17 protein-coding genes and 1 pseudogene are annotated in these 20268 nt (G+C 37.2%); 15 read left to right on the forward strand and 3 right to left on the reverse strand.

Annotated elements, in window-relative coordinates:
* Nucleotides 1-30: 30 nt before the first annotated feature.
* From tet(L) to ACFQV5_RS23045, 3 genes and pseudogenes are all read left to right on the forward strand, one after another.
* Complete coding sequence (gene tet(L) / locus ACFQV5_RS23035; RefSeq protein ID WP_001574277.1) at nucleotides 31-1407, forward strand: tetracycline efflux MFS transporter Tet(L); 1377 nt, start codon at nucleotides 31-33, stop codon at nucleotides 1405-1407.
* A gap of 563 nt (nucleotides 1408-1970) precedes the next feature.
* Nucleotides 1971-3233, forward strand: a pseudogene (gene mobV, locus ACFQV5_RS23040) (MobV family relaxase).
* 276 nt (nucleotides 3234-3509) lie between these two features.
* Nucleotides 3510-4493: a protein rep gene (locus tag ACFQV5_RS23045; protein ID WP_025479786.1), complete on the forward strand. Its 984-nt coding sequence runs from the start codon at nucleotides 3510-3512 to the stop codon at nucleotides 4491-4493.
* 232 nt (nucleotides 4494-4725) lie between these two features.
* Here the strand turns inward: ACFQV5_RS23045 and ACFQV5_RS23050 are convergent, their stop codons facing one another.
* The gene (locus ACFQV5_RS23050; protein ID WP_001573639.1) at nucleotides 4726-5976 is read right to left on the reverse strand and encodes an IS110 family RNA-guided transposase; all 1251 of its coding nucleotides are present in this window, start codon (nucleotides 5974-5976) and stop codon (nucleotides 4726-4728) included.
* A 432-nt stretch (nucleotides 5977-6408) separates the two neighbouring features.
* On the opposite strand from ACFQV5_RS23050, the gene ACFQV5_RS23055 reads away from it, so the two are divergent.
* Complete coding sequence (locus tag ACFQV5_RS23055; protein ID WP_000336323.1) at nucleotides 6409-6576, forward strand: cysteine-rich KTR domain-containing protein; 168 nt, start codon at nucleotides 6409-6411, stop codon at nucleotides 6574-6576.
* A 59-nt stretch (nucleotides 6577-6635) separates the two neighbouring features.
* Here the strand turns inward: ACFQV5_RS23055 and ACFQV5_RS23060 are convergent, their stop codons facing one another.
* Nucleotides 6636-6989, reverse strand: a complete 354-nt coding sequence (locus ACFQV5_RS23060; protein WP_001227347.1) for a helix-turn-helix transcriptional regulator — start codon at nucleotides 6987-6989, stop codon at nucleotides 6636-6638.
* Between the two features lie 504 nt (nucleotides 6990-7493).
* Here ACFQV5_RS23060 and ACFQV5_RS23065 point away from each other — a divergent pair.
* The 5 genes from ACFQV5_RS23065 to ACFQV5_RS23090 all read left to right on the forward strand — a co-directional run bounded on the left by ACFQV5_RS23065 (nucleotide 7494) and on the right by ACFQV5_RS23090 (nucleotide 10744).
* On the forward strand, nucleotides 7494-7916 hold the full coding sequence (locus ACFQV5_RS23065; RefSeq protein ID WP_000804885.1) for a sigma-70 family RNA polymerase sigma factor: 423 nt from the start codon (nucleotides 7494-7496) through the stop codon (nucleotides 7914-7916).
* The gene (locus ACFQV5_RS23070; protein WP_000857133.1) at nucleotides 7913-8143 is read left to right on the forward strand and encodes a helix-turn-helix domain-containing protein; all 231 of its coding nucleotides are present in this window, start codon (nucleotides 7913-7915) and stop codon (nucleotides 8141-8143) included. Before ACFQV5_RS23065 ends, ACFQV5_RS23070 begins: the two co-directional genes overlap by 4 nt.
* A gap of 460 nt (nucleotides 8144-8603) precedes the next feature.
* On the forward strand, nucleotides 8604-8807 hold the full coding sequence (locus ACFQV5_RS23080; RefSeq protein WP_000814511.1) for an excisionase: 204 nt from the start codon (nucleotides 8604-8606) through the stop codon (nucleotides 8805-8807).
* 81 nt (nucleotides 8808-8888) lie between these two features.
* Nucleotides 8889-10106 carry a tyrosine-type recombinase/integrase gene (locus ACFQV5_RS23085; RefSeq protein ID WP_001291561.1) on the forward strand — a complete coding sequence of 406 codons (1218 nt, stop codon included), beginning with the start codon at nucleotides 8889-8891 and terminating at the stop codon, nucleotides 10104-10106.
* Nucleotides 10107-10324: 218 nt separating this feature from the next.
* Entirely contained in the window at nucleotides 10325-10744 is a 420-nt protein-coding gene (locus tag ACFQV5_RS23090; protein WP_379251149.1) for a DUF5412 family protein, read from the forward strand.
* 63 nt (nucleotides 10745-10807) lie between these two features.
* On the opposite strand, the gene ACFQV5_RS23095 is transcribed toward ACFQV5_RS23090, so the two are convergent.
* Nucleotides 10808-12502 (reverse strand): PucR family transcriptional regulator, encoded by a 1695-nt coding sequence (locus ACFQV5_RS23095; protein WP_379250408.1) that lies wholly within the window; start codon nucleotides 12500-12502, stop codon nucleotides 10808-10810.
* Between the two features lie 205 nt (nucleotides 12503-12707).
* Between ACFQV5_RS23095 and ACFQV5_RS23100 the strand changes: the two genes are divergently transcribed.
* From ACFQV5_RS23100 to ACFQV5_RS23125, 6 genes are all read left to right on the forward strand, one after another.
* Complete coding sequence (locus tag ACFQV5_RS23100) at nucleotides 12708-13592, forward strand: oxamate carbamoyltransferase subunit AllH family protein (protein WP_379250410.1); 885 nt, start codon at nucleotides 12708-12710, stop codon at nucleotides 13590-13592.
* Nucleotides 13589-15136: an acyl-CoA synthetase FdrA gene (gene fdrA, locus ACFQV5_RS23105; protein ID WP_379250412.1), complete on the forward strand. Its 1548-nt coding sequence runs from the start codon at nucleotides 13589-13591 to the stop codon at nucleotides 15134-15136. The genes ACFQV5_RS23100 and fdrA overlap by 4 nt, the downstream gene beginning before the upstream one ends.
* Before the next feature lie 2 nt (nucleotides 15137-15138).
* Nucleotides 15139-16566, forward strand: coding sequence for a YlbE family protein (locus ACFQV5_RS23110; protein WP_379250414.1), 1428 nt, complete (start codon nucleotides 15139-15141; stop codon nucleotides 16564-16566).
* Nucleotides 16567-16658: 92 nt separating this feature from the next.
* Nucleotides 16659-17807 carry an ankyrin repeat domain-containing protein gene (locus tag ACFQV5_RS23115; protein ID WP_379250416.1) on the forward strand — a complete coding sequence of 383 codons (1149 nt, stop codon included), beginning with the start codon at nucleotides 16659-16661 and terminating at the stop codon, nucleotides 17805-17807.
* A gap of 10 nt (nucleotides 17808-17817) precedes the next feature.
* Complete coding sequence (arcC, locus tag ACFQV5_RS23120) at nucleotides 17818-18768, forward strand: carbamate kinase (RefSeq protein ID WP_379250418.1); 951 nt, start codon at nucleotides 17818-17820, stop codon at nucleotides 18766-18768.
* A gap of 38 nt (nucleotides 18769-18806) precedes the next feature.
* Complete coding sequence (locus tag ACFQV5_RS23125; RefSeq protein WP_379250420.1) at nucleotides 18807-20261, forward strand: cytosine permease; 1455 nt, start codon at nucleotides 18807-18809, stop codon at nucleotides 20259-20261.
* Nucleotides 20262-20268 lie beyond the last annotated feature (7 nt).

Consider the following 20268-nt stretch of genomic DNA (forward strand, 5'->3'; position numbering starts at 1 on the left):
ACGTCTGCCCTCATTATTGGAGGGTGAAATGTGAATACATCCTATTCACAATCGAATTTACGACACAACCAAATTTTAATTTGGCTTTGCATTTTATCTTTTTTTAGCGTATTAAATGAAATGGTTTTGAACGTCTCATTACCTGATATTGCAAATGATTTTAATAAACCACCTGCGAGTACAAACTGGGTGAACACAGCCTTTATGTTAACCTTTTCCATTGGAACAGCTGTATATGGAAAGCTATCTGATCAATTAGGCATCAAAAGGTTACTCCTATTTGGAATTATAATAAATTGTTTCGGGTCGGTAATTGGGTTTGTTGGCCATTCTTTCTTTTCCTTACTTATTATGGCTCGTTTTATTCAAGGGGCTGGTGCAGCTGCATTTCCAGCACTCGTAATGGTTGTAGTTGCGCGCTATATTCCAAAGGAAAATAGGGGTAAAGCATTTGGTCTTATTGGATCGATAGTAGCCATGGGAGAAGGAGTCGGTCCAGCGATTGGTGGAATGATAGCCCATTATATTCATTGGTCCTATCTTCTACTCATTCCTATGATAACAATTATCACTGTTCCGTTTCTTATGAAATTATTAAAGAAAGAAGTAAGGATAAAAGGTCATTTTGATATCAAAGGAATTATACTAATGTCTGTAGGCATTGTATTTTTTATGTTGTTTACAACATCATATAGCATTTCTTTTCTTATCGTTAGCGTGCTGTCATTCCTGATATTTGTAAAACATATCAGGAAAGTAACAGATCCTTTTGTTGATCCCGGATTAGGGAAAAATATACCTTTTATGATTGGAGTTCTTTGTGGGGGAATTATATTTGGAACAGTAGCAGGGTTTGTCTCTATGGTTCCTTATATGATGAAAGATGTTCACCAGCTAAGTACTGCCGAAATCGGAAGTGTAATTATTTTCCCTGGAACAATGAGTGTCATTATTTTCGGCTACATTGGTGGGATACTTGTTGATAGAAGAGGTCCTTTATACGTGTTAAACATCGGAGTTACATTTCTTTCTGTTAGCTTTTTAACTGCTTCCTTTCTTTTAGAAACAACATCATGGTTCATGACAATTATAATCGTATTTGTTTTAGGTGGGCTTTCGTTCACCAAAACAGTTATATCAACAATTGTTTCAAGTAGCTTGAAACAGCAGGAAGCTGGTGCTGGAATGAGTTTGCTTAACTTTACCAGCTTTTTATCAGAGGGAACAGGTATTGCAATTGTAGGTGGTTTATTATCCATACCCTTACTTGATCAAAGGTTGTTACCTATGGAAGTTGATCAGTCAACTTATCTGTATAGTAATTTGTTATTACTTTTTTCAGGAATCATTGTCATTAGTTGGCTGGTTACCTTGAATGTATATAAACATTCTCAAAGGGATTTCTAAATCGTTAAGGGATCAACTTTGGGAGAGAGTTCAAAATTGATCCTTTTTTTATAACAGGAATTCAAATCTTTTTGTTCCATTAAAGGGCGCGATTGCTGAATAAAAGATACGAGAGACCTCTCTTGTATCTTTTTTATTTTGAGTGGTTTTGTCCGTTACACTAGAAAACCGAAAGACAATAAAAATTTTATTCTTGCTGAGTCTGGCTTTCGGTAAGCTAGACAAAACGGACAAAATAAAAATTGGCAAGGGTTTAAAGGTGGAGATTTTTTGAGTGATCTTCTCAAAAAATACTACCTGTCCCTTGCTGATTTTTAAACGAGCACGAGAGCAAAACCCCCCTTTGCTGAGGTGGCAGAGGGCAGGTTTTTTTGTTTCTTTTTTCTCGTAAAAAAAAGAAAGGTCTTAAAGGTTTTATGGTTTTGGTCGGCACTGCCGACAGCCTCGCAGAGCACACACTTTATGAATATAAAGTATAGTGTGTTATACTTTACTTGGAAGTGGTTGCCGGAAAGAGCGAAAATGCCTCACATTTGTGCCACCTAAAAAGGAGCGATTTACATATGAGTTATGCAGTTTGTAGAATGCAAAAAGTGAAATCAGCTGGACTAAAAGGCATGCAATTTCATAATCAAAGAGAGCGAAAAAGTAGAACGAATGATGATATTGACCATGAGCGAACACGTGAAAATTATGATTTGAAAAATGATAAAAATATTGATTACAACGAACGTGTCAAAGAAATTATTGAATCACAAAAAACAGGTACAAGAAAAACGAGGAAAGATGCTGTTCTTGTAAATGAGTTGCTAGTAACATCTGACCGAGATTTTTTTGAGCAACTGGATCCAGGAGAACAAAAACGATTTTTTGAGGAAAGTTATAAATTATTTTCCGAACGATATGGCAAGCAAAATATTGCTTATGCAACAGTTCATAATGATGAGCAAACCCCTCACATGCATTTAGGTGTTGTGCCTATGCGTGATGGAAAACTGCAAGGAAAAAATGTGTTTAATCGTCAAGAACTGTTATGGCTACAAGATAAATTCCCCGAGCATATGAAAAAACAGGGTTTTGAGTTGAAGCGTGGTGAACGTGGCTCTGACCGTAAACATATTGAGACAGCTAAATTTAAAAAACAAACTTTGGAAAAAGAGATTGATTTTCTAGAAAAAAATTTAGCAGTTAAAAAAGATGAATGGACTGCTTATAGCGATAAAGTTAAATCAGATTTAGAAGTACCAGCGAAACGACACATGAAAAGTGTTGAAGTGCCAACGGGTGAAAAGTCCATGTTTGGTTTGGGAAAAGAAATAATGAAAACAGAAAAGAAACCAACCAAAAATGTTGTTATATCGGAGCGTGATTATAAAAACTTAGTGACTGCTGCGAGAGATAACGATAGGTTAAAACAGCATGTTAGAAATCTCATGAGTACTGATATGGCGAGAGAATATAAAAAATTAAGTAAAGAACATGGGTAAGTTAAAGAAAAATATAGTGGTCTTGTAGAGCGATTTAATGAAAATGTAAATGATTATAATGAGTTGCTTGAAGAAAACAAGTCTTTAAAGTCTAAAATAAGCGATTTAAAGCGTGATGTGAGTTTAATCTATGAAAGCACTAAGGAATTCCTTAAGGAACGTACAGACGGCTTAAAAGCCTTTAAAAACGTTTTTAAGGGGTTTGTAGACAAGGTAAAGGATAAAACAGCACAATTCCAAGAAAAACACGATTTAGAACCTAAAAAGAACGAATTTGAACTAACTCATAACCGAGAGGTAAAAAAAGAACGAAGTCGAGATCAGGGAATGAGTTTATAAAATAAAAAAAGCACCTGAAAAGGTGTCTTTTTTTGATGGTTTTGAACTTGTTCTTTCTTATCTTGATACATATAGAAATAACGTCATTTTTATTTTAATACATATAGAAATAACGTCATTTTTATTTTAGTTGCTGAAAGGTGCGTTGAAGTGTTGGTATGTATGTGTTTTAAAGTATTGAAAACCCTTAAAATTGGTTGCACAGAAAAACCCCATCTGTTAAAGTTATAAGTGACCAAACAAATAACTAAATAGATGGGGGTTTATTTTAATATTATGTGTCCTAATAGTAGCATTTATTCAGATGAAAAATCAAGGGTTTTAGTGAACAAGACAAAAAGTGGAAAAGTGAGACCATGGAGAGAAAAGAAAATCGCTAATGTTGATTACTTTGAACTTCTGCATATTCTTGAATTTAAAAAGGCTGAAAGAGTAAAAGATTGTGCTGAAATATTAGAGTATAAACAAAATCGTGAAACAGGCGAAAGAAAGTTGTATCGAGTGTGGTTTTGTAAATCCAGGCTTTGTCCAATGTGCAACTGGAGGAGAGCAATGAAACATGGCATTCAGTCACAAAAGGTTGTTGCTGAAGTTATTAAACAAAAGCCAACAGTTCGTTGGTTGTTTCTCACATTAACAGTTAAAAATGTTTATGATGGCGAAGAATTAAATAAGAGTTTGTCAGATATGGCTCAAGGATTTCGCCGAATGATGCAATATAAAAAAATTAATAAAAATCTTGTTGGTTTTATGCGTGCAACGGAAGTGACAATAAATAATAAAGATAATTCTTATAATCAGCACATGCATGTATTGGTATGTGTGGAACCAACTTATTTTAAGAATACAGAAAACTACGTGAATCAAAAACAATGGATTCAATTTTGGAAAAAGGCAATGAAATTAGACTATGATCCAAATGTAAAAGTTCAAATGATTCGACCGAAAAATAAATATAAATCGGATATACAATCGGCAATTGACGAAACTGCAAAATATCCTGTAAAGGATACGGATTTTATGACCGATGATGAAGAAAAGAATTTGAAACGTTTGTCTGATTTGGAGGAAGGTTTACACCGTAAAAGGTTAATCTCCTATGGTGGTTTGTTAAAAGAAATACATAAAAAATTAAACCTTGATGACACAGAAGAAGGCGATTTGATTCATACAGATGATGACGAAAAAGCCGATGAAGATGGATTTTCTATTATTGCAATGTGGAATTGGGAACGGAAAAATTATTTTATTAAAGAGTAGTTCAACAAACGGGCCATATTGTTGTATAAGTGATGAAATACTGAATTTAAAACTTAGTTTATATGTGGTAAAATGTTTTAATCAAGTTTAGTATAGTGGTATAAAGTCAAGAAACTTTTTCAATAAATTTTCTTGACCAACCTACATTGAAGACGCACTCAAATAAGCCTAGCTAATTGAAGCGTTTTCGCTAGGTGCTCACCAAGAAAATTGCATCTAGAATCATGTTATTCTAACTCTCCACGCTCCTTGGGGACGTATAGAGTTGATGGTTACGTAGCAGCGTATCCACCAGACGCACAAATTTTCTTGCAGTTAAGACGATAGCACGTTTATGTTGGTGTTTTGGCGTTTCTTGGTACTTCTTACGATAAAATTCATTATATTCAGGGAGATGTCTTCTTACAGAATTGGCGGCTTCAATTAAGTAATACCGAAGATATCTGTTCCCACGCTTCGTAAGAGGGGTATTTTCCGATTTATAGTTACCAGATTCGCTCTTTTTCCAATGTAAACCGGCATATTTAGCCAACTTTGCTTGATTTTCAAAGCGTTCTATTTGACCCACTTCAGCGATAATGCCAGCAGCGTAGACAAGTCCCACTCCCGGAATACTCGTTAAACATTGGTATTCAGGCATAGCTTTCACAATGCGTTCAATTCCTTTTTCTAGTTGTTTAATTGAAGCTTCCAATGAACGCATTTGTCCAACTAGCGTCGCCAAAACGATATCAATGGATGTCTCAAACGTTGGACTTAATCGATAGGAAGAACGAATGGCTTTTTGGATAGTTTTAGCCAATTTCTCAGGATGCTTAAAGCGCCCACGACCGAGTGTCTGAAGTGTTTCAGCTAGCTTGTTCAAAGGTAGCTGGGCAATTTCATCCAACCCCATATCTGAAGTTATTAATTCAATGATAGATGTGCTAAACACCGTAGTGGATAGACTTTCTTCATCACGAAGTTCTCTTGATAAGGTATTACATTTATAATAGAGATTTTCAATGAAATGTTGTTTGGTCTCCACTAACATATTTACCAATTGCATTCTTGATCGTGTTAATCGCTGAAGCGATAGGAATTGTTCTTCTTTTAATGGAGAATGGCTATAGCGTTCAGAACGAAGAAAATCTGCGATAAAAAAGGCATCGTTGGTATCTGTTTTATCTGCATTGAATACTTTGGCGTAGTTGTGAATTTTGAATGGATCTTCAATAGTCACCACACAATGCATATTTTTTAAGTCCTCATCTTCATGAAAGAAAATCAATGGATGGGCACTATACATGGAAGTAGATTCCATTCCTATGACCACTTTATCGAAGGCAAACTGCTCAAACATATTGACAATCGTTTCTTTGATTTGAGTTGCGCCTTCTATATCGTTGGCATAGCTTCCTTGATGAAGGATAGTTAATGTATCCGTAAGGAAGCAAGCATCTAATTTATCAGAACTAACATCTAAACCTACAAATAATTTCATGGAAGGGACCTCCTTTCTTGATTGAATTAGGAAAGACTACGATACTGCGGGCATCCCAAGATACACGTTGTATAACCAAAACCTCGCCTACTAGAATACTAATGTTTATCAAAAACAAGCCGCACTTCTATCTACTACTAGAAGCTGTTTCAGATAAACCAAACAGATAGTGTGTTGGTAGTTATATCAACGGTCTGGGGAGCATACTTTTAAACGAAGACTAGTATATTACCAGCGACAGGAGGAAATAGTACAATCCCATGCGGATCCTTTCCGCTGACTATTGTATCTTGAAATCCACGCAATATCGAGTCATTAAACCTAATTTTGTTATTTCTGTATAAATATATTTTTTAACGAACGGGAGAGATTGATGTCTCCTAAAACTTATTTTACGAGGAGGAGATAGTTATTATAAACTACAAGTGGATATTGTGTCCTGTATGTGGAAATAAAACACGATTAAAGATAAGGGAAGATACTGAATTAAAAAAATTCCCCCTCTATTGTCCGAAATGCAGACAAGAAAATTTAATTGAAATAAAGCAGTTCAAAGTAACTGTGATTACAGAGCCAGACGCAAAGACGCAGAGCCGATAAAATGAGATTAATACAATCTCATTTTATCGGCTCTTTCCGTTATGTATGGATTCTTTTAATTAGTCTTCGATGTTTCTTGCTTCGTTGATACCGCTGGCTAAAGATTCCATTAAGGATAGTTCTTTGTCTGTAAAGCTATCCATGTATTTCTCTATCTGTAATCGTCGGGTGCTTTTTACCAAGTTATTAGCAGGTAAGAAAAATTCATCAACGGAAACATGAAGTAACGATACAAGGTCATAAAGAACTTGTATGCTGGGGTGTTGCCCTTTATTTTCAATATTAGTTAAGTACCGTGGGTCAATTTCAATCAATGCTCCCACTTGTTCACGAGTTAAACCTCGTTTCAATCGAGCTTCTTTAATGGCTAAACCAAAGGCTCTAAAATCATATTTATCTTCTTTTTTACGCATAGTAGACCACCTCTATACATTTTATTGTTCCTACTGAATTAAAAACAGGTATAGAAAAACGTGTTATATGGTTTATAGGTTTATATTTAATAAAAAGCACTACTAAACGCCAATAAAAAAAACCGTTATATGGTAGTGCTATTTACGCTGTTAAAATATTGTATATTACTTCCAAATGGCGGTTTGTTGGAGGTCAACGTCGCCATGAAGTACATCATATACAATAAATTTCCTTACATTGGGTTCTTGTCAAAAAAAGTCGTCTATCTGCAATAGATAAGTACGTCCACCAATGTGGTTTTATAAATCATATAGATAGAATAACAGAAGCATGTAAACAGAGAAATAAATCTGTTTATATGCTTTTTTGGCTATTCAGAACTTTTTTACAAAGTTTATTTATCAGTAATGCAACAAATCCCCCTTTCACATTGGGACTAAGAGTGAAAGGAGATAAACGAGCAAGGCTCACTTCCTTTCCTAGACAGAAAGGGGGTGAGAAACATGAAACCATCTTCTTTTCAGACCACAATAGAAAATCAGTTTGACTATATCTGTAAACGTGCTATGGAAGACGAGCGAAAGAATTATATGCTTTATCTTTCAAGGATTGCAAAGCGTGAGGTGTCCTTTTCGGATGTTGGCGATTATCTTGTTAGCCAGTTTGCGACAACAGATAACTATTCAACTGACTTTCAGATTTTTACACTCAATGGGTTATCAGTAGGCGTTGAAAATGATTTGTTGAGTGAAGCATTACGTGAGTTGCCAGACAAGAAACGTGAAATTCTACTGCTGTTTTACTTTATGGACATGAGCGATTCAGAAATTGCAGACCTGTTGAAATTGAACCGTTCTACTGTCTATCGGCATAGAACCAGTGGACTAGCCTTAATTAAAAAGTTTATGGAGGAATTTGAAGAATGAAAACACAATATCCTATGATTCCCTTTCCTCTCATTGTAAAGGCAACAGATGGCGATACCGAAGCGATTAACCAGATTCTACATCATTACAGAGGGTACATAACGAAGCGTTCCCTACGACTTATGAAAGATGAATATGGCAATCAAAGTATGGTCGTTGATGAAGTCTTACGTGGAAGAATGGAAACCAGACTGATTACAAAGATTTTGTCATTTGAAATTAAGTAATATCCTCTCTCCTTTCGTGGAAGCGTGCTAAACCATTCCACGCTTCCCGAACAGGGAGGTTTGTTATTCCACCAAAGCATATTGAGCTTTCAATGTGTTTTGATAGGCTAACGAGCCATTGTTCTTTGAAAACTGAATAAAAGTAATCGAATACGTTTCGATAAGAAAAGAGCCAACGGAACTAACCGCCATGACCTATCTTATAAAGATAGCGAGCGATTCATGTTAGTGATCCGAGAAGCAATCTTTAGCAGGATTGCCTGCAACGACATTCTTATCGTGATAATGATACTCCCATACAGTCAATAGTCCGAGCGTGATAAAACCGTCGCAGGCAATGAGTATGGCTACATGAGAACCATGCAGGGGTGGAACTCCCGTGAGCTTTGCTAAAGCTGTTCGATTGCTGGTAAAACAACTTTTATGAAATCCAAATAAGTGATTTGGAAAGGAGGATTTTATGAAGCAGACTGACATTCCTATTTGGGAACGTTATACCCTAACCATTGAAGAAGCGTCAAAATATTTTCGTATTGGCGAAAACAAGCTACGACGCTTGGCAGAGGAAAATAAAAATGCAAATTGGCTGATTATGAATGGCAATCGTATTCAGATTAAACGAAAACAATTTGAAAAAATTATAGATACATTGGACGCAATCTAGCGTCGCCAAAGGGTCTTGTATATGATAAAATAGTATTAAGTCGTATCAAGGCTCTTTCCATAAAGGAAAGGAGCAAATGCCATGTCAGAAAAAAGACGTGACAATAAAGGTCGAATCTTAAAGACTGGAGAGAGCCAACGAAAAGACGGAAGATACTTATACAAATATATAGATTCATTTGGAGAACCGCAATTTGTTTACTCGTGGAAACTTGTGGCTACAGACCGAGTACCAGCAGGAAAGCGTGATTGTATCTCACTTAGAGAGAAAATCGCAGAGTTACAGAAAGACATTCATGATGGTATTGATGTTGTAGGAAAGAAAATGACACTCTGCCAGCTTTACGCAAAACAGAACGCTCAAAGACCAAAGGTTAGAAAAAACACTGAAACTGGACGCAAATATCTTATGGATATTTTGAAGAAAGACAAGTTAGGTGTAAGAAGTATTGACAGTATTAAGCCATCAGACGCTAAAGAATGGGCTATTAGAATGAGTGAAAATGGTTATGCTTATCAAACCATCAATAACTACAAACGTTCTTTAAAGGCTTCATTCTATATTGCTATACAAGATGATTGTGTTCGGAAGAATCCATTTGACTTTCAACTGAAAGCAGTTCTTGATGATGATACTGTCCCTAAGACCGTACTAACAGAAGAACAGGAAGAAAAACTGTTAGCCTTTGCAAAAGCTGATAAAACCTACAGCAAAAATTATGATGAAATTCTGATACTCTTAAAAACAGGTCTTCGTATTTCAGAGTTTGGTGGTTTGACACTTCCAGATTTAGATTTTGAGAATCGTCTTGTCAATATAGACCATCAGCTATTGAGAGATACTGAAATTGGGTACTACATTGAAACACCAAAGACCAAAAGTGGCGAACGTCAAGTTCCTATGGTTGAAGAAGCCTATCAAGCATTTAAGCGAGTGTTAGCGAATCGAAAGAATGATAAGCGTGTTGAGATTGATGGATATAGTGATTTCCTCTTTCTTAATAGAAAGAACTATCCAAAAGTGGCAAGTGATTACAACGGCATGATGAAAGGTCTTGTTAAGAAATACAATAAGTATAACGAGGATAAATTGCCACACATCACTCCACATAGTTTGCGACATACATTCTGTACCAACTATGCAAATGCAGGAATGAATCCAAAGGCATTACAGTACATTATGGGACATGCTAATATAGCCATGACGCTGAACTATTACGCACATGCAACATTCGATTCTGCAATGGCAGAAATGAAACGCTTGAATAAAGAGAAGCAACAGGAGCGTCTTGTTGCTTAGTAGTACAAATGAATTTACTACTTATTTACCACTTCTGACAGCTAAGACATGAGGAAATATGCAAAGAAACGTGAAGTATCTTCCTACAGTAAAAATACTCGAAAGCACATAGAATAAGGCTTTACGAGCATTTAAGAAAATATAAAAAGATAATTAGAAATTTATACTTTGTTTATTTAAAAAAGAAACCATTTCCGAAATACTCCCTAATTGTTTCTCTGACCGGTATTATTACAGTGGTTACACTATTTTTATATACCCAATATTTTTTTACTTTTAATAATCTTGAGGGTGAGTTATATAAGGGTCCTGTAGTCTCACCAGACGGGAAATATACGGCTAATGCTTATTATATGACTTATGGTGGTGCTGCTGGTGGTGTTAATCTGTGGGTAGAAATCTCGCACAATGATGAGACAAATAGAACGGAGACCGTTTATTTCAGTGATGCAAAAAGTGAGTTTTCTATAGAGTGGATGGACGAGGATACTGTATTTATTAAAAATGATGACCCTGAGTATCTAACTTCTAATCGAAGCATTGAACTGCAGATTGGCAAAGAGATTTATCACGATAATGGTTTGGCTTGTAAAAGTTTATTAATGAAGGATAAGTACGAAACTTGCTATCAAAACTAGTAAACGACCCCGTCTTAGATAACTATTATCTTAGGCGAGGTCGTTTTTCTATGTAAAGGATTATTACATATTTTTATTTAAAATTCTAAATATTTTCAAAGCTAATTGAATGCGCAGGAGCTCTTCAGAATGCTTTAAATCAACATTTAGTATTTCTTTGATTCTATCAATCCTATAGATAAGTGTGTTTCTGTGTAAAAACATGGCCTTCGAAGTTTCAGTGACATTCAGATTGTTTAAAAAATGGTTTTCCAAAGTTAACATATAGCTTGTACCATGTATCTGATCATGGTCATATACTTTACCAAGACATTTTCGGAAAAATTCTTCTAATGCGGCTTCCTTAATATTGGATTCTAAAAAGTGGTGAACTGAATAATCTTCGTAATGAGTGACCTTGTTCTGGAGGTTCTTCTGCTGCATCAATTTAATCATTTCGTTCGACTCAGAAAAACTTTTATACAGGGAGCTGATTTTACTGTATTGCTGACCAATGCCTATGAGGAACGTTTCCTTCGTTTTATTGAGCAGCAGATCAAGAAGTTCATTTGCATATTGTTTAGCTTCATTTATAGTAATAGGCGGTCTATCTTCATTTTGTCCAACCAAAATAATAACTCTATTATTTCTATAAAAGCACTTAATTTCTCCAGTTGCCTTATGCGCCATCTCATAAATAATACCCACACATTTTTTCGCAACGGATTCCATTGTGTATTTCCTCGTGATCATATCTTCTATCTTGGCCACTTCATTCACTTCAATATTAATTACAATACTGTAATACATATAGCTCGGATTTAAACCGTGCAAATAACATAGGGTTTGCAGAGCTTCTTGTGATGTGATCTTTCCCGAAAGTAAATCATCAAATGAGTCCTGTTTAATTCGTAGTTCAAGTTCTTTTATTTCCCTTGCCTTGATCAATTCGAGTGCCATGATGGTGGAGGCTTGCTGTAGATTAATATAATCAAATTCAGTTAACTTACGAACCGACTGCCAAATAACAATGTAACCATATATATCATTAGAAGCAGCGATGGGAATAACCCTGCATTTTATTTCAGCATCTTCTGAATGATAACTCCTCTTGATCGACTTTTTCATCTCACTTAGATTTTTAGGAATGGAATCAATGAACTCTTTGTTGAAAACAGGCTTTTTGCTTGAGAAGTCAAGATAATACTCGAGCGGACTTTTGTTTTGGGGGTGTTCTGTGTGATGTACTAATCTCCAATCTTTGTCCACGATAATAATGGGATTACTGATCGTTTCAGATAACATGGAAGATATTTTTGCAATTCCTCCACCTTCAAGAGTTATTTTGAAAAATATGTTATGCATATCAAGCGTTTTTCTATTGAGCAGATCATATTCTCCTGAAACCTTTTCATTAATGATTGAGATTACATTAGAAAGTGTATATTCGAATGGCAATTCTAAGAGTGGCAAACCGTACTTATTAGCCTCATCAATCATGTTCTGAGGAATTTTGTCAAAGTATCGTTTCATTTTTACAACAAGACCAGCACAGTTAAGTTCTGCGAGTTCTTTAATGATTCTGTTTTGTAACTCAATGCTACTTTTAAAAATATAACCCGTTGATAAGAGTAGTTCGTTAGGCGACAACCAGTCGAATGCATCTGGGTTCTCGATAATATTCACAATGGATATTGGATTATGTATTCCTTCTTCTCCAGCAACAATCTTTAGGCCATCTATAGCTTTGATCTTCATTAAGTCTTTAACTGTTAGCAATTAAGCCACTCTCCTCAGACACACATTTGACAATTTAATTTGTATAACATGCCTAAATGGGATGGGTTCTTTTTGGTTCGCTTAAACGATGACGCCCCGCTATGCCTATTATATAGTAAGTGTGTAAGGTTTGTTGTGCTTAGAGTTACATTTTGTACGAAGTAACCAAAAGGGGGGAGAACCTTTTTAGGGTCAGATGTCCACAATGAGATTAGCAAAATCCGGTGACGATGATTTTATTCAACGAATAATCCAGCATAACTTTCATGGGGTTGTTCATAGCACATTTAATCGTACAGTTAATATTCAATGTTTAGATCATGGAGATTTGTATACCGTTGGGTGTAAGGAAATAGATAATGCTCCTAATACACTCATCATTGATCTAGATTGTTTTGAAAAGGTAGATATTGTTGTGAATGATATTGTTAGTTCGGATCATTCGAATTTATCGATCGCTAATAAGATGTCTATAGCTATGGACGGTGTCATGGAATGGAAATGTGAATTACCCATATACCCCACCGATAGGTACGTCTTAAATAATAATCTATCCAAAATGAAGGATTATATCGATATTCACGGAAAAAACAGTGCGATAAATAGAGGTTTTAAGGGCTGCAGCCCTTATGACAGTGAAATGTCCAGAATGCTTCATGAACACACTCTTTTACTAGTATCTGAATTGCAAAACAATGAACTGTCAAATGCAATGAAACATGCAACTTCACTAATAGGCCTTGGACCAGGGTTAACTCCAGCTGGCGATGATTTCTTGGTGGGATTATTCACCGTGTTCAATATCGGGAACAGCCCATGTTTTTCAAATAAATCATTTTGTGAAGAAGTCGTATCCAAAGCAAAGAACTTAACAAATGACATAAGCTATACCGCATTAGAGAAAGCCGCAGTTGGTAAGGTAAGAGAAACAATAATTGATTTAATGAATGCCTTATTTAGAGGTAACGAGGATGAATTGATTATGTCTCTACGCAAGGTATTGGACATAGGTTCTTCTTCAGGTACAGATATAGCTCTAGGAATTATGGCTGGGCTAGAAACGAATATGACAATTGGAGGTAAAGTATGACTGTTCAAGTTCTAGTAAAACCCAACACGTATATCGATTCAGTATCTTTGATGTCTCTTACAACAAAAGCGAATCAAATCGAAGGCGTTGATCAAGCGATTATTGCAATGGCTACTGAAATGAATAAAGAGGTAATCCGAAATGTTGATTTGATGACACAAGAAGTGGAAAATGCAAAATCTAGTGACCTTGTTATCATTGTGAAGGCCGCATCTGACGAGCTTTGTGAAAGTGCTTTCATCGGCATAAATGAGTTGTTTACGAAAAAGAAAGATTCTTCTAAAGGAAAGAGCGAGGTGAAATACTCAACAATTTCCTCAGCTGCAAATGCGATCCCAGAAGCTAATTTAGCGGTTATTGCTGTTAATGGGGCTTACGCACCTAGAGAAGCAAGAAAGGCTCTTGAAAATGATCTTCACGTCATGATGTTTAGTGACAATGTAAGCATTGAAGATGAAATCGAATTAAAGAAATTAGCACTCGAAAAAGGTTTGTTAATGATGGGTCCGGACTGTGGTACCGCGATTATTGGCAATGTTGCTCTCTGTTTCGCGAATGCAGTGAGAAAGGGCAACATCGGTATCGTTGGCGCATCTGGAACAGGAAGCCAAGAAGTAACGGTTCGTATTCATGAATTTGGTGGTGGAATCACACAGTTAATCGGTACAGGCGGTAGAGATCTAAGTGAAGAAGTAGGCGGCATGATGATGCTGGCTGGAATTAAAGCTCTGGAAGAAGACGATGCAACAAAGGTAATTGTTCTCGTATCTAAACCACCAGCACCAAGTGTGGAAGAGAAAGTACTAGCACAAATTAAACAATGCAAAAAACCGGTTGTTGTATGGTTTGTTGGTGGAGATGAAGATAAGGTCATCAAAGCTGGCGGTCATTTTGCGAAAATGTCAAAAGAAGCTGCACTCAAAGCGGTTGTTTTAGCTGGAGCTGACGAAACAAAGCTTAACAAACGCGCATTAAATCTCCCGCTTATTGATGAAGTGCGAGCTAAACTAAAACCTGAACAAAAATATATCCGTGGACTTTTCAGTGGCGGTACGCTCTGTGATGAAGCGATGCATATCGCTATGGAGAAATTCGACGATGTCTATAGCAACATTCAGAGAGATCCTGAATATCGCTTAAAGGACGTTAAAGTAAGCCAAGCGCATACATTTATTGATTTTGGTGATGACCAGTTTACACAAGGTAAGCCGCATCCAATGATAGATCCATCTACTCGTATCGAGAGATTTATTCAAGAAGCGAAGGACCCTTCTGTTGGCGTTATTGTGATGGACTTTGTTCTGGGCTTTGGTGCCCACGAGGATCCTGTAGGTGCTATGCTTCCAGCAATCATTGAAGCGAAACAAACAGCAGAAGAAGAAGGAAGACATCTGGAAGTTATCGGATACATTCTTGGTACAGAGCTTGATAGTCAAAATATTGAAGGCCAAATTAATAAATTGTTGGCTTCAGGTGCTACACATGCGAGCAGCAGCCAAAATGCAGGTCTATTAGCAAGAGAATTTGTTGTGAAAGGAGAATAGTCATGAATAAAATCAATGAACTTTTTAATAACAAACTAAATGTCATCAATGTAGGTATCGAGAATTTTAAAGATGATATGTTAAAACAAAACGCGAGTGTAACTCACTTGGAGTGGACACCACCAGGCAGAGGTAATCCAGATTTAATTACTGCACTTGATAAGCTTGAGGACCCAAGTGTTATTGATAAAATCGAGGCCGCTAATAAGGAGGCTGTTGAGAGAATTATTAACTCACAGCCGGTACTGATCGGCTTTGATCAAGCCATTAATGTCGTTCCTGGTATGACGAAAACAACAATTTTACATGCAGGCCCACCTATCACTTGGGATAAAATGAATGGTCCGATGAAAGGTGCAGTTACAGGGGCACTTGTCTTTGAAGGACTTGCAAAAAATATTGAGGAAGCAGCTGAACTAGCCGCATCTGGTGAGATTACCTTCTCGCCATGTCATGAACATAACTGTGTTGGCTCCATGGCAGGTGTAACATCCGCTTCCATGTTTATGCACATCGTAGAGAATAAAACATATGGAAATATCGCGTATACAAATCTAAGTGAGCAATTGTCCAAAATTCTTCGCATGGGTGCCAATGACGAAAGTGTAGTTAATCGTTTAATTTGGATGCGCGATGTTTTAGGTCCTATGTTAAGAGATGCAATGAAACTAAATCCAACAGGAATAGACTTACGCTTAATGCTTTCCCAAGCTCTTCATATGGGTGATGAGTGCCACAACCGAAATATTGCCGGAACAACCTTGCTCATTCAAGCACTAACACCTTATATTATTCAAACCAATTTCACAGTCGAACAGAAAAAAGATGTATTTGATTTCATTGCCAGCAGTGATTACTTCTCTGGTCCGACATGGATGGCCCTCTGTAAATGTGCTCTAGATGCTGCTCATGGCATCGAAAACAGTACGATTGTCACAACAATGGCACGTAATGGTGTGGAATTCGGTATTCGTGTTAGTGGAATCGCTGGAAACGTATGGTTTACAGGACCTGCACAACAAGTTATTGGGCCCATGTTTGCCGGATACAAGCCAGAAGATTCGGGTCTTGATATTGGTGACAGTGCGATTACAGAGACTTATGGAATTGGTGGATTTGCTATGGCAACTGCACCTGCAATTGTCTCACTCGTTGGTGGAACCGTTGAAGACGCAATCAGTTACACAACAAAAATGGGAGAGATTACAACAACTGAAAATCCAAGTGTGACGATTCCTATGCTTGACTTTATCGGTATTCCTACGGGTATTGATGTTCGAAAAGTCATTCAAACCGGAATTATGCCGATTATTAATACGGCTATTGCACATAAAGATGCTGGAATTGGAATGATTGGTGCTGGTATCGTCAACCCTCCAATTGAAGCATTTGAAAAGGCTTTGCTTGCATTAGGTGAAAAAATTAAATAAAAAAATGTGGTCCTAACTCATGTAGGACCACGATTCTTCTTAAAGTAAATGGTTGCAAAGGAGTGTGGGGGTTGGAAAATCTTTCTTTAAATATGAAATTAATCGAGGCGAGTGAACAGGGAGATCAGTCTTCTGTTGAGCTATTGTTAAATGAAGGCGCTAGTATTGACTATAAAGATGCTTCCGGACGAACAGCTTTAATGGCGGCAACTCAAAAAAATCAAATCGCAATTGCTAAAAGATTAATTGAAGCGGGTAGCGATGTAAACACTCGAGATATTACGCAATTATCTCCGTTTATCTGCTCAGCAGCAAATGGGTTCTATGAAATCACACGTTTAATGATTGCTGGTGGAGCTGATCTGAAAAGCGTTAATCGTTTTGGAGGAACAGCACTACTACCATCAAGTGAAAAGGGATATTTAAAAACAGTAGAAGTGTGTATTGACGCAGGAGTTCCGGTGAATCATGTCAATAATTTAGGATGGTCAGCCCTCCTTGAGGCAGTCATATTGGGAAATGGCGGACGATTGTACTCCGACATCATTGAAACACTTGTTCAAGCGGGGGCAGATGTGGATTTGCCAGATCGAGACGGGTTCTCGTCCCTTCAACGAGCTGAACAGAATCGTCAGCACAAAGTCTTGAACATTCTACAAAAAAACTTTAATGAAAACAATGAATACGTGAAGCAGGCAAAGTCTCTTGCCAAAAATGATAAGTATGAAGAAGCTATATCAGAAATCAACCATGGGCTTGAACTTGACGATCAAAACCTTGACCTCATCTACTATAAAGGTTATTTCTTGCAGGAATTGAAGAGATACGAAGAAGCACTAGAACAATATCGAAGTGCACTGGCAATTGCCCCTGATGATCTGGACTTCTATTTCTACACAGCGAATTGTTTAAGATTGTGCAAAAAACCTGAGGAAGCTCTTCAAGAATATGATAAGGCATGTGCACTCGCGCCAAATGAAACATTCTATCGCTACCACAAATCAAATTATTTAAGAGAGCTTGGTCGACACGAAGAAGCGATTGCCGAGATGGATAAACTTCTATATCTTCAGCCAAATAGATATGATTTCTCATTCCATAAGGCAAACAGTCTAAGATCTTTAGGCAAGCATGAAGAGGCGGTTCAGGCGATCGAGAATGCAATCAAGAATGATCCAACTAATCCTTTATATCATTCACACAAAGAACAATCACTTGAATTACTTGGAAGAACAATTTAGGAGGCGTCATATGAAAGAGGTTGTAATCGTTGCTATTGGTGGTAACTCATTGGTGAAAGGAAATGGCCAAGATTCGATTAACGACCAATATGAGGCAGTGAAAGAAGTAGTTGTTAATATTGCTGATATGGTGCAAGAAGGCTATAACGTTGTAGTTACTCATGGTAATGGACCACAAGTAGGTTTTGGGTTAAGAAGATCCGAAATTGCACATGAAGTTGCTGGCATGTCTCCTGTACCTTTAGTTAATTGTGGAGCCGATACACAAGGTGGAATAGGCTATTTAATTCAACAGGCTTTGATTAACGAATTTGCAGTTAGAGGAATCAACAAAAATGTCGCAACAGTAATTACACAAGTTGAAGTGAGTCCAGAAGATCCTAACTTCATAAACCCGACGAAACCTGTAGGTTCCTTCTTTACATTAGAGCAATCTGAAGAAATGAAACAAGAACATCCTGAATGGATTTTTGTGGAAGACGCTGGTCGGGGATATCGTAGAGTAGTTTCATCACCAAGACCGGTTGATATTGTAGAAAAAGACGCGATTAAGTCATTAATCGATGGGGGCTTTGTCGTTGTTGCTTCCGGCGGCGGTGGAATCCCAGTCGTTAAGTCCGAAGATGGCACGTATAAAGGAGTTGATGCAGTAATCGATAAGGATTTTGCTACAAGCCTATTAGCAGAACAAATCCACGCGGAGACGTTAATCATTACAACTGGCGTTTCCAGAGTTTGCATTAACTATGGTAAGCCGGATCAAAAGGAGCTTACGAAAATCACGGTTGAAGAAACCAAACAGTATGTGCAGGAAAATCACTTTCCAGCAGGAAGCATGCTCCCCAAAATTGAGGCGAGTTTAGGCTTTTTAGAAAAAGGCGGAACTAGGGTTATTATCACGAATCCAGAAAGCTTGAAAGATGCGATCAATGAAAAAGCAGGCACGCATATCGTGAAATAATTAATATTGATGAATAAAGAGGCGGGGGAAGTGTAAACATGGACCAAGCAATTTTGGAAAAAAAATACGATGAGTATAAGTCATACGGATACGGAGAAGACTTACTTCCAAAAAAGCCTGATCAAAGAGACTGGGGCATGTCCAACTATATAACACTATGGATGGGTGCTGTTCATAACATTATGTCGTATATGACAGTAGCGGGTTTCTTTATTCTTGGACTAGATACTATACAGGTACTGTTCGCGGTTATGCTATCAGCAATTATCGTTTCAGGATTTTATGCTTTAAATGGGTATTCAGCATCCAAATATGGGCTTCCATTTGCAATGCTGCTTCGTGATTCTTTTGGGGTGAAAGGAGCTATTATCCCGGCATTAATTCGTGGACTCGTTGCCGGTTTAGTGTTCTTCGGAACCACAACCGTTGTAGGTGCACAATCAATAAATGTTATATTTGCGAGATTTATTCCGAATTATATGACATTAGGCGGGGACTTCAATATATTTGGTTTAGATGTACCGATAATGATCTCCTATGCTATTCTCTGGACAGTTACAGTTCTGTTGTTCCTGGGAGGAATGAAAGTACTAGGTAAGTTCGGTAACTGGTCATCCCCGGTTGTATATGTGTTTATCATTGGTGCAGCTATATGGGCTATTAATATCGCTGGTGGTTTTGGACCGATTTTAGAGTATGTTCCGGCAAACCCAACTTCAAGTCCATTGGTCTTTATTGCTTGTGTAAGTGCTTTAGTATCTAACTGGGCTGGCCCTGTGGTTAATATGGCGGATTTCACACATCGAGCTAAATCACCGAAAGCTGCCATGATTGGTTTACCAGTAGGTTTTATCCTGTCCTATATTCTCTTTGCTATCACTTGTGTTGCTTTAATTGCTGGTACTGAAATTGCGTTTGGTGAGCCAATTTTCAATATTGTTCATGCCATTGATAAAATTGAGAATACGTTCGCTGTTGTTGTATTGATCCTAGCTCTAAACGTAGGTGCAATCGCATTCGTTGTGTTTGCAAACTTATTACCATCTGGATTGCAAATGTCGTCTCTATTCCCCAAAATATTCACAGTGAAGACAGCGGGTGTCTTGACTGCAGTGGTTGGAACTTTGATTTTGCCTTGGAAGCTTGTAGAAAGTACGACAACATTATTCTACTTCTATAGCTTTATCGGATCCATCTTTGGTCCAATTGCTGGTATTATGCTTTCTAGCTTCTTTATTCATCGAAAAAGAGTTTTAAATCTAGACAATATTTATGTGCCTCAGGGTAACAACGGCGAGTATAAAAGCGGTTACAATCCTGTCGCAATGACGGTACTCGTAGTCAGCTTCATTCTTCCAATGTCGGGTGCTTTCCTAAAAGGAGTACCATTCTTAGTTAAGATGAATGATTTTGCATTCTTCAGTGGGTTGATTGTCTCGTTTGTCTTGTACACGATCTTCAGTAAAACATTAAAATCTGCTCAATCAAACTAATCAAAAG

Origin of the sequence: Paenibacillus sp. GCM10028914 (assembly GCF_042666275.1) — a bacterium.
Lineage (GTDB): Bacteria > Bacillota > Bacilli > Paenibacillales > Paenibacillaceae > Paenibacillus_AQ.

Coding starts and splice junctions, on each gene's coding strand:
- ACFQV5_RS23125 (WP_379250420.1), top strand. CDS start 18,807: ATGGACCAAGCAATTTTGGAAAAAAAATACGATGAGTATAAGTCATAC.
- ACFQV5_RS23100 (WP_379250410.1), top strand. CDS start 12,708: ATGAGATTAGCAAAATCCGGTGACGATGATTTTATTCAACGAATAATC.
- ACFQV5_RS23085 (WP_001291561.1), top strand. CDS start 8,889: ATGTCAGAAAAAAGACGTGACAATAAAGGTCGAATCTTAAAGACTGGA.
- ACFQV5_RS23045 (WP_025479786.1), top strand. CDS start 3,510: ATGTGTCCTAATAGTAGCATTTATTCAGATGAAAAATCAAGGGTTTTA.
- fdrA (WP_379250412.1), top strand. CDS start 13,589: ATGACTGTTCAAGTTCTAGTAAAACCCAACACGTATATCGATTCAGTA.
- ACFQV5_RS23050 (WP_001573639.1), bottom strand. CDS start 5,976: ATGAAATTATTTGTAGGTTTAGATGTTAGTTCTGATAAATTAGATGCT.
- ACFQV5_RS23115 (WP_379250416.1), top strand. CDS start 16,659: ATGAAATTAATCGAGGCGAGTGAACAGGGAGATCAGTCTTCTGTTGAG.
- ACFQV5_RS23110 (WP_379250414.1), top strand. CDS start 15,139: ATGAATAAAATCAATGAACTTTTTAATAACAAACTAAATGTCATCAAT.
- ACFQV5_RS23080 (WP_000814511.1), top strand. CDS start 8,604: ATGAAGCAGACTGACATTCCTATTTGGGAACGTTATACCCTAACCATT.
- ACFQV5_RS23060 (WP_001227347.1), bottom strand. CDS start 6,989: ATGCGTAAAAAAGAAGATAAATATGATTTTAGAGCCTTTGGTTTAGCC.
- arcC (WP_379250418.1), top strand. CDS start 17,818: ATGAAAGAGGTTGTAATCGTTGCTATTGGTGGTAACTCATTGGTGAAA.
- ACFQV5_RS23065 (WP_000804885.1), top strand. CDS start 7,494: ATGAAACCATCTTCTTTTCAGACCACAATAGAAAATCAGTTTGACTAT.
- ACFQV5_RS23070 (WP_000857133.1), top strand. CDS start 7,913: ATGAAAACACAATATCCTATGATTCCCTTTCCTCTCATTGTAAAGGCA.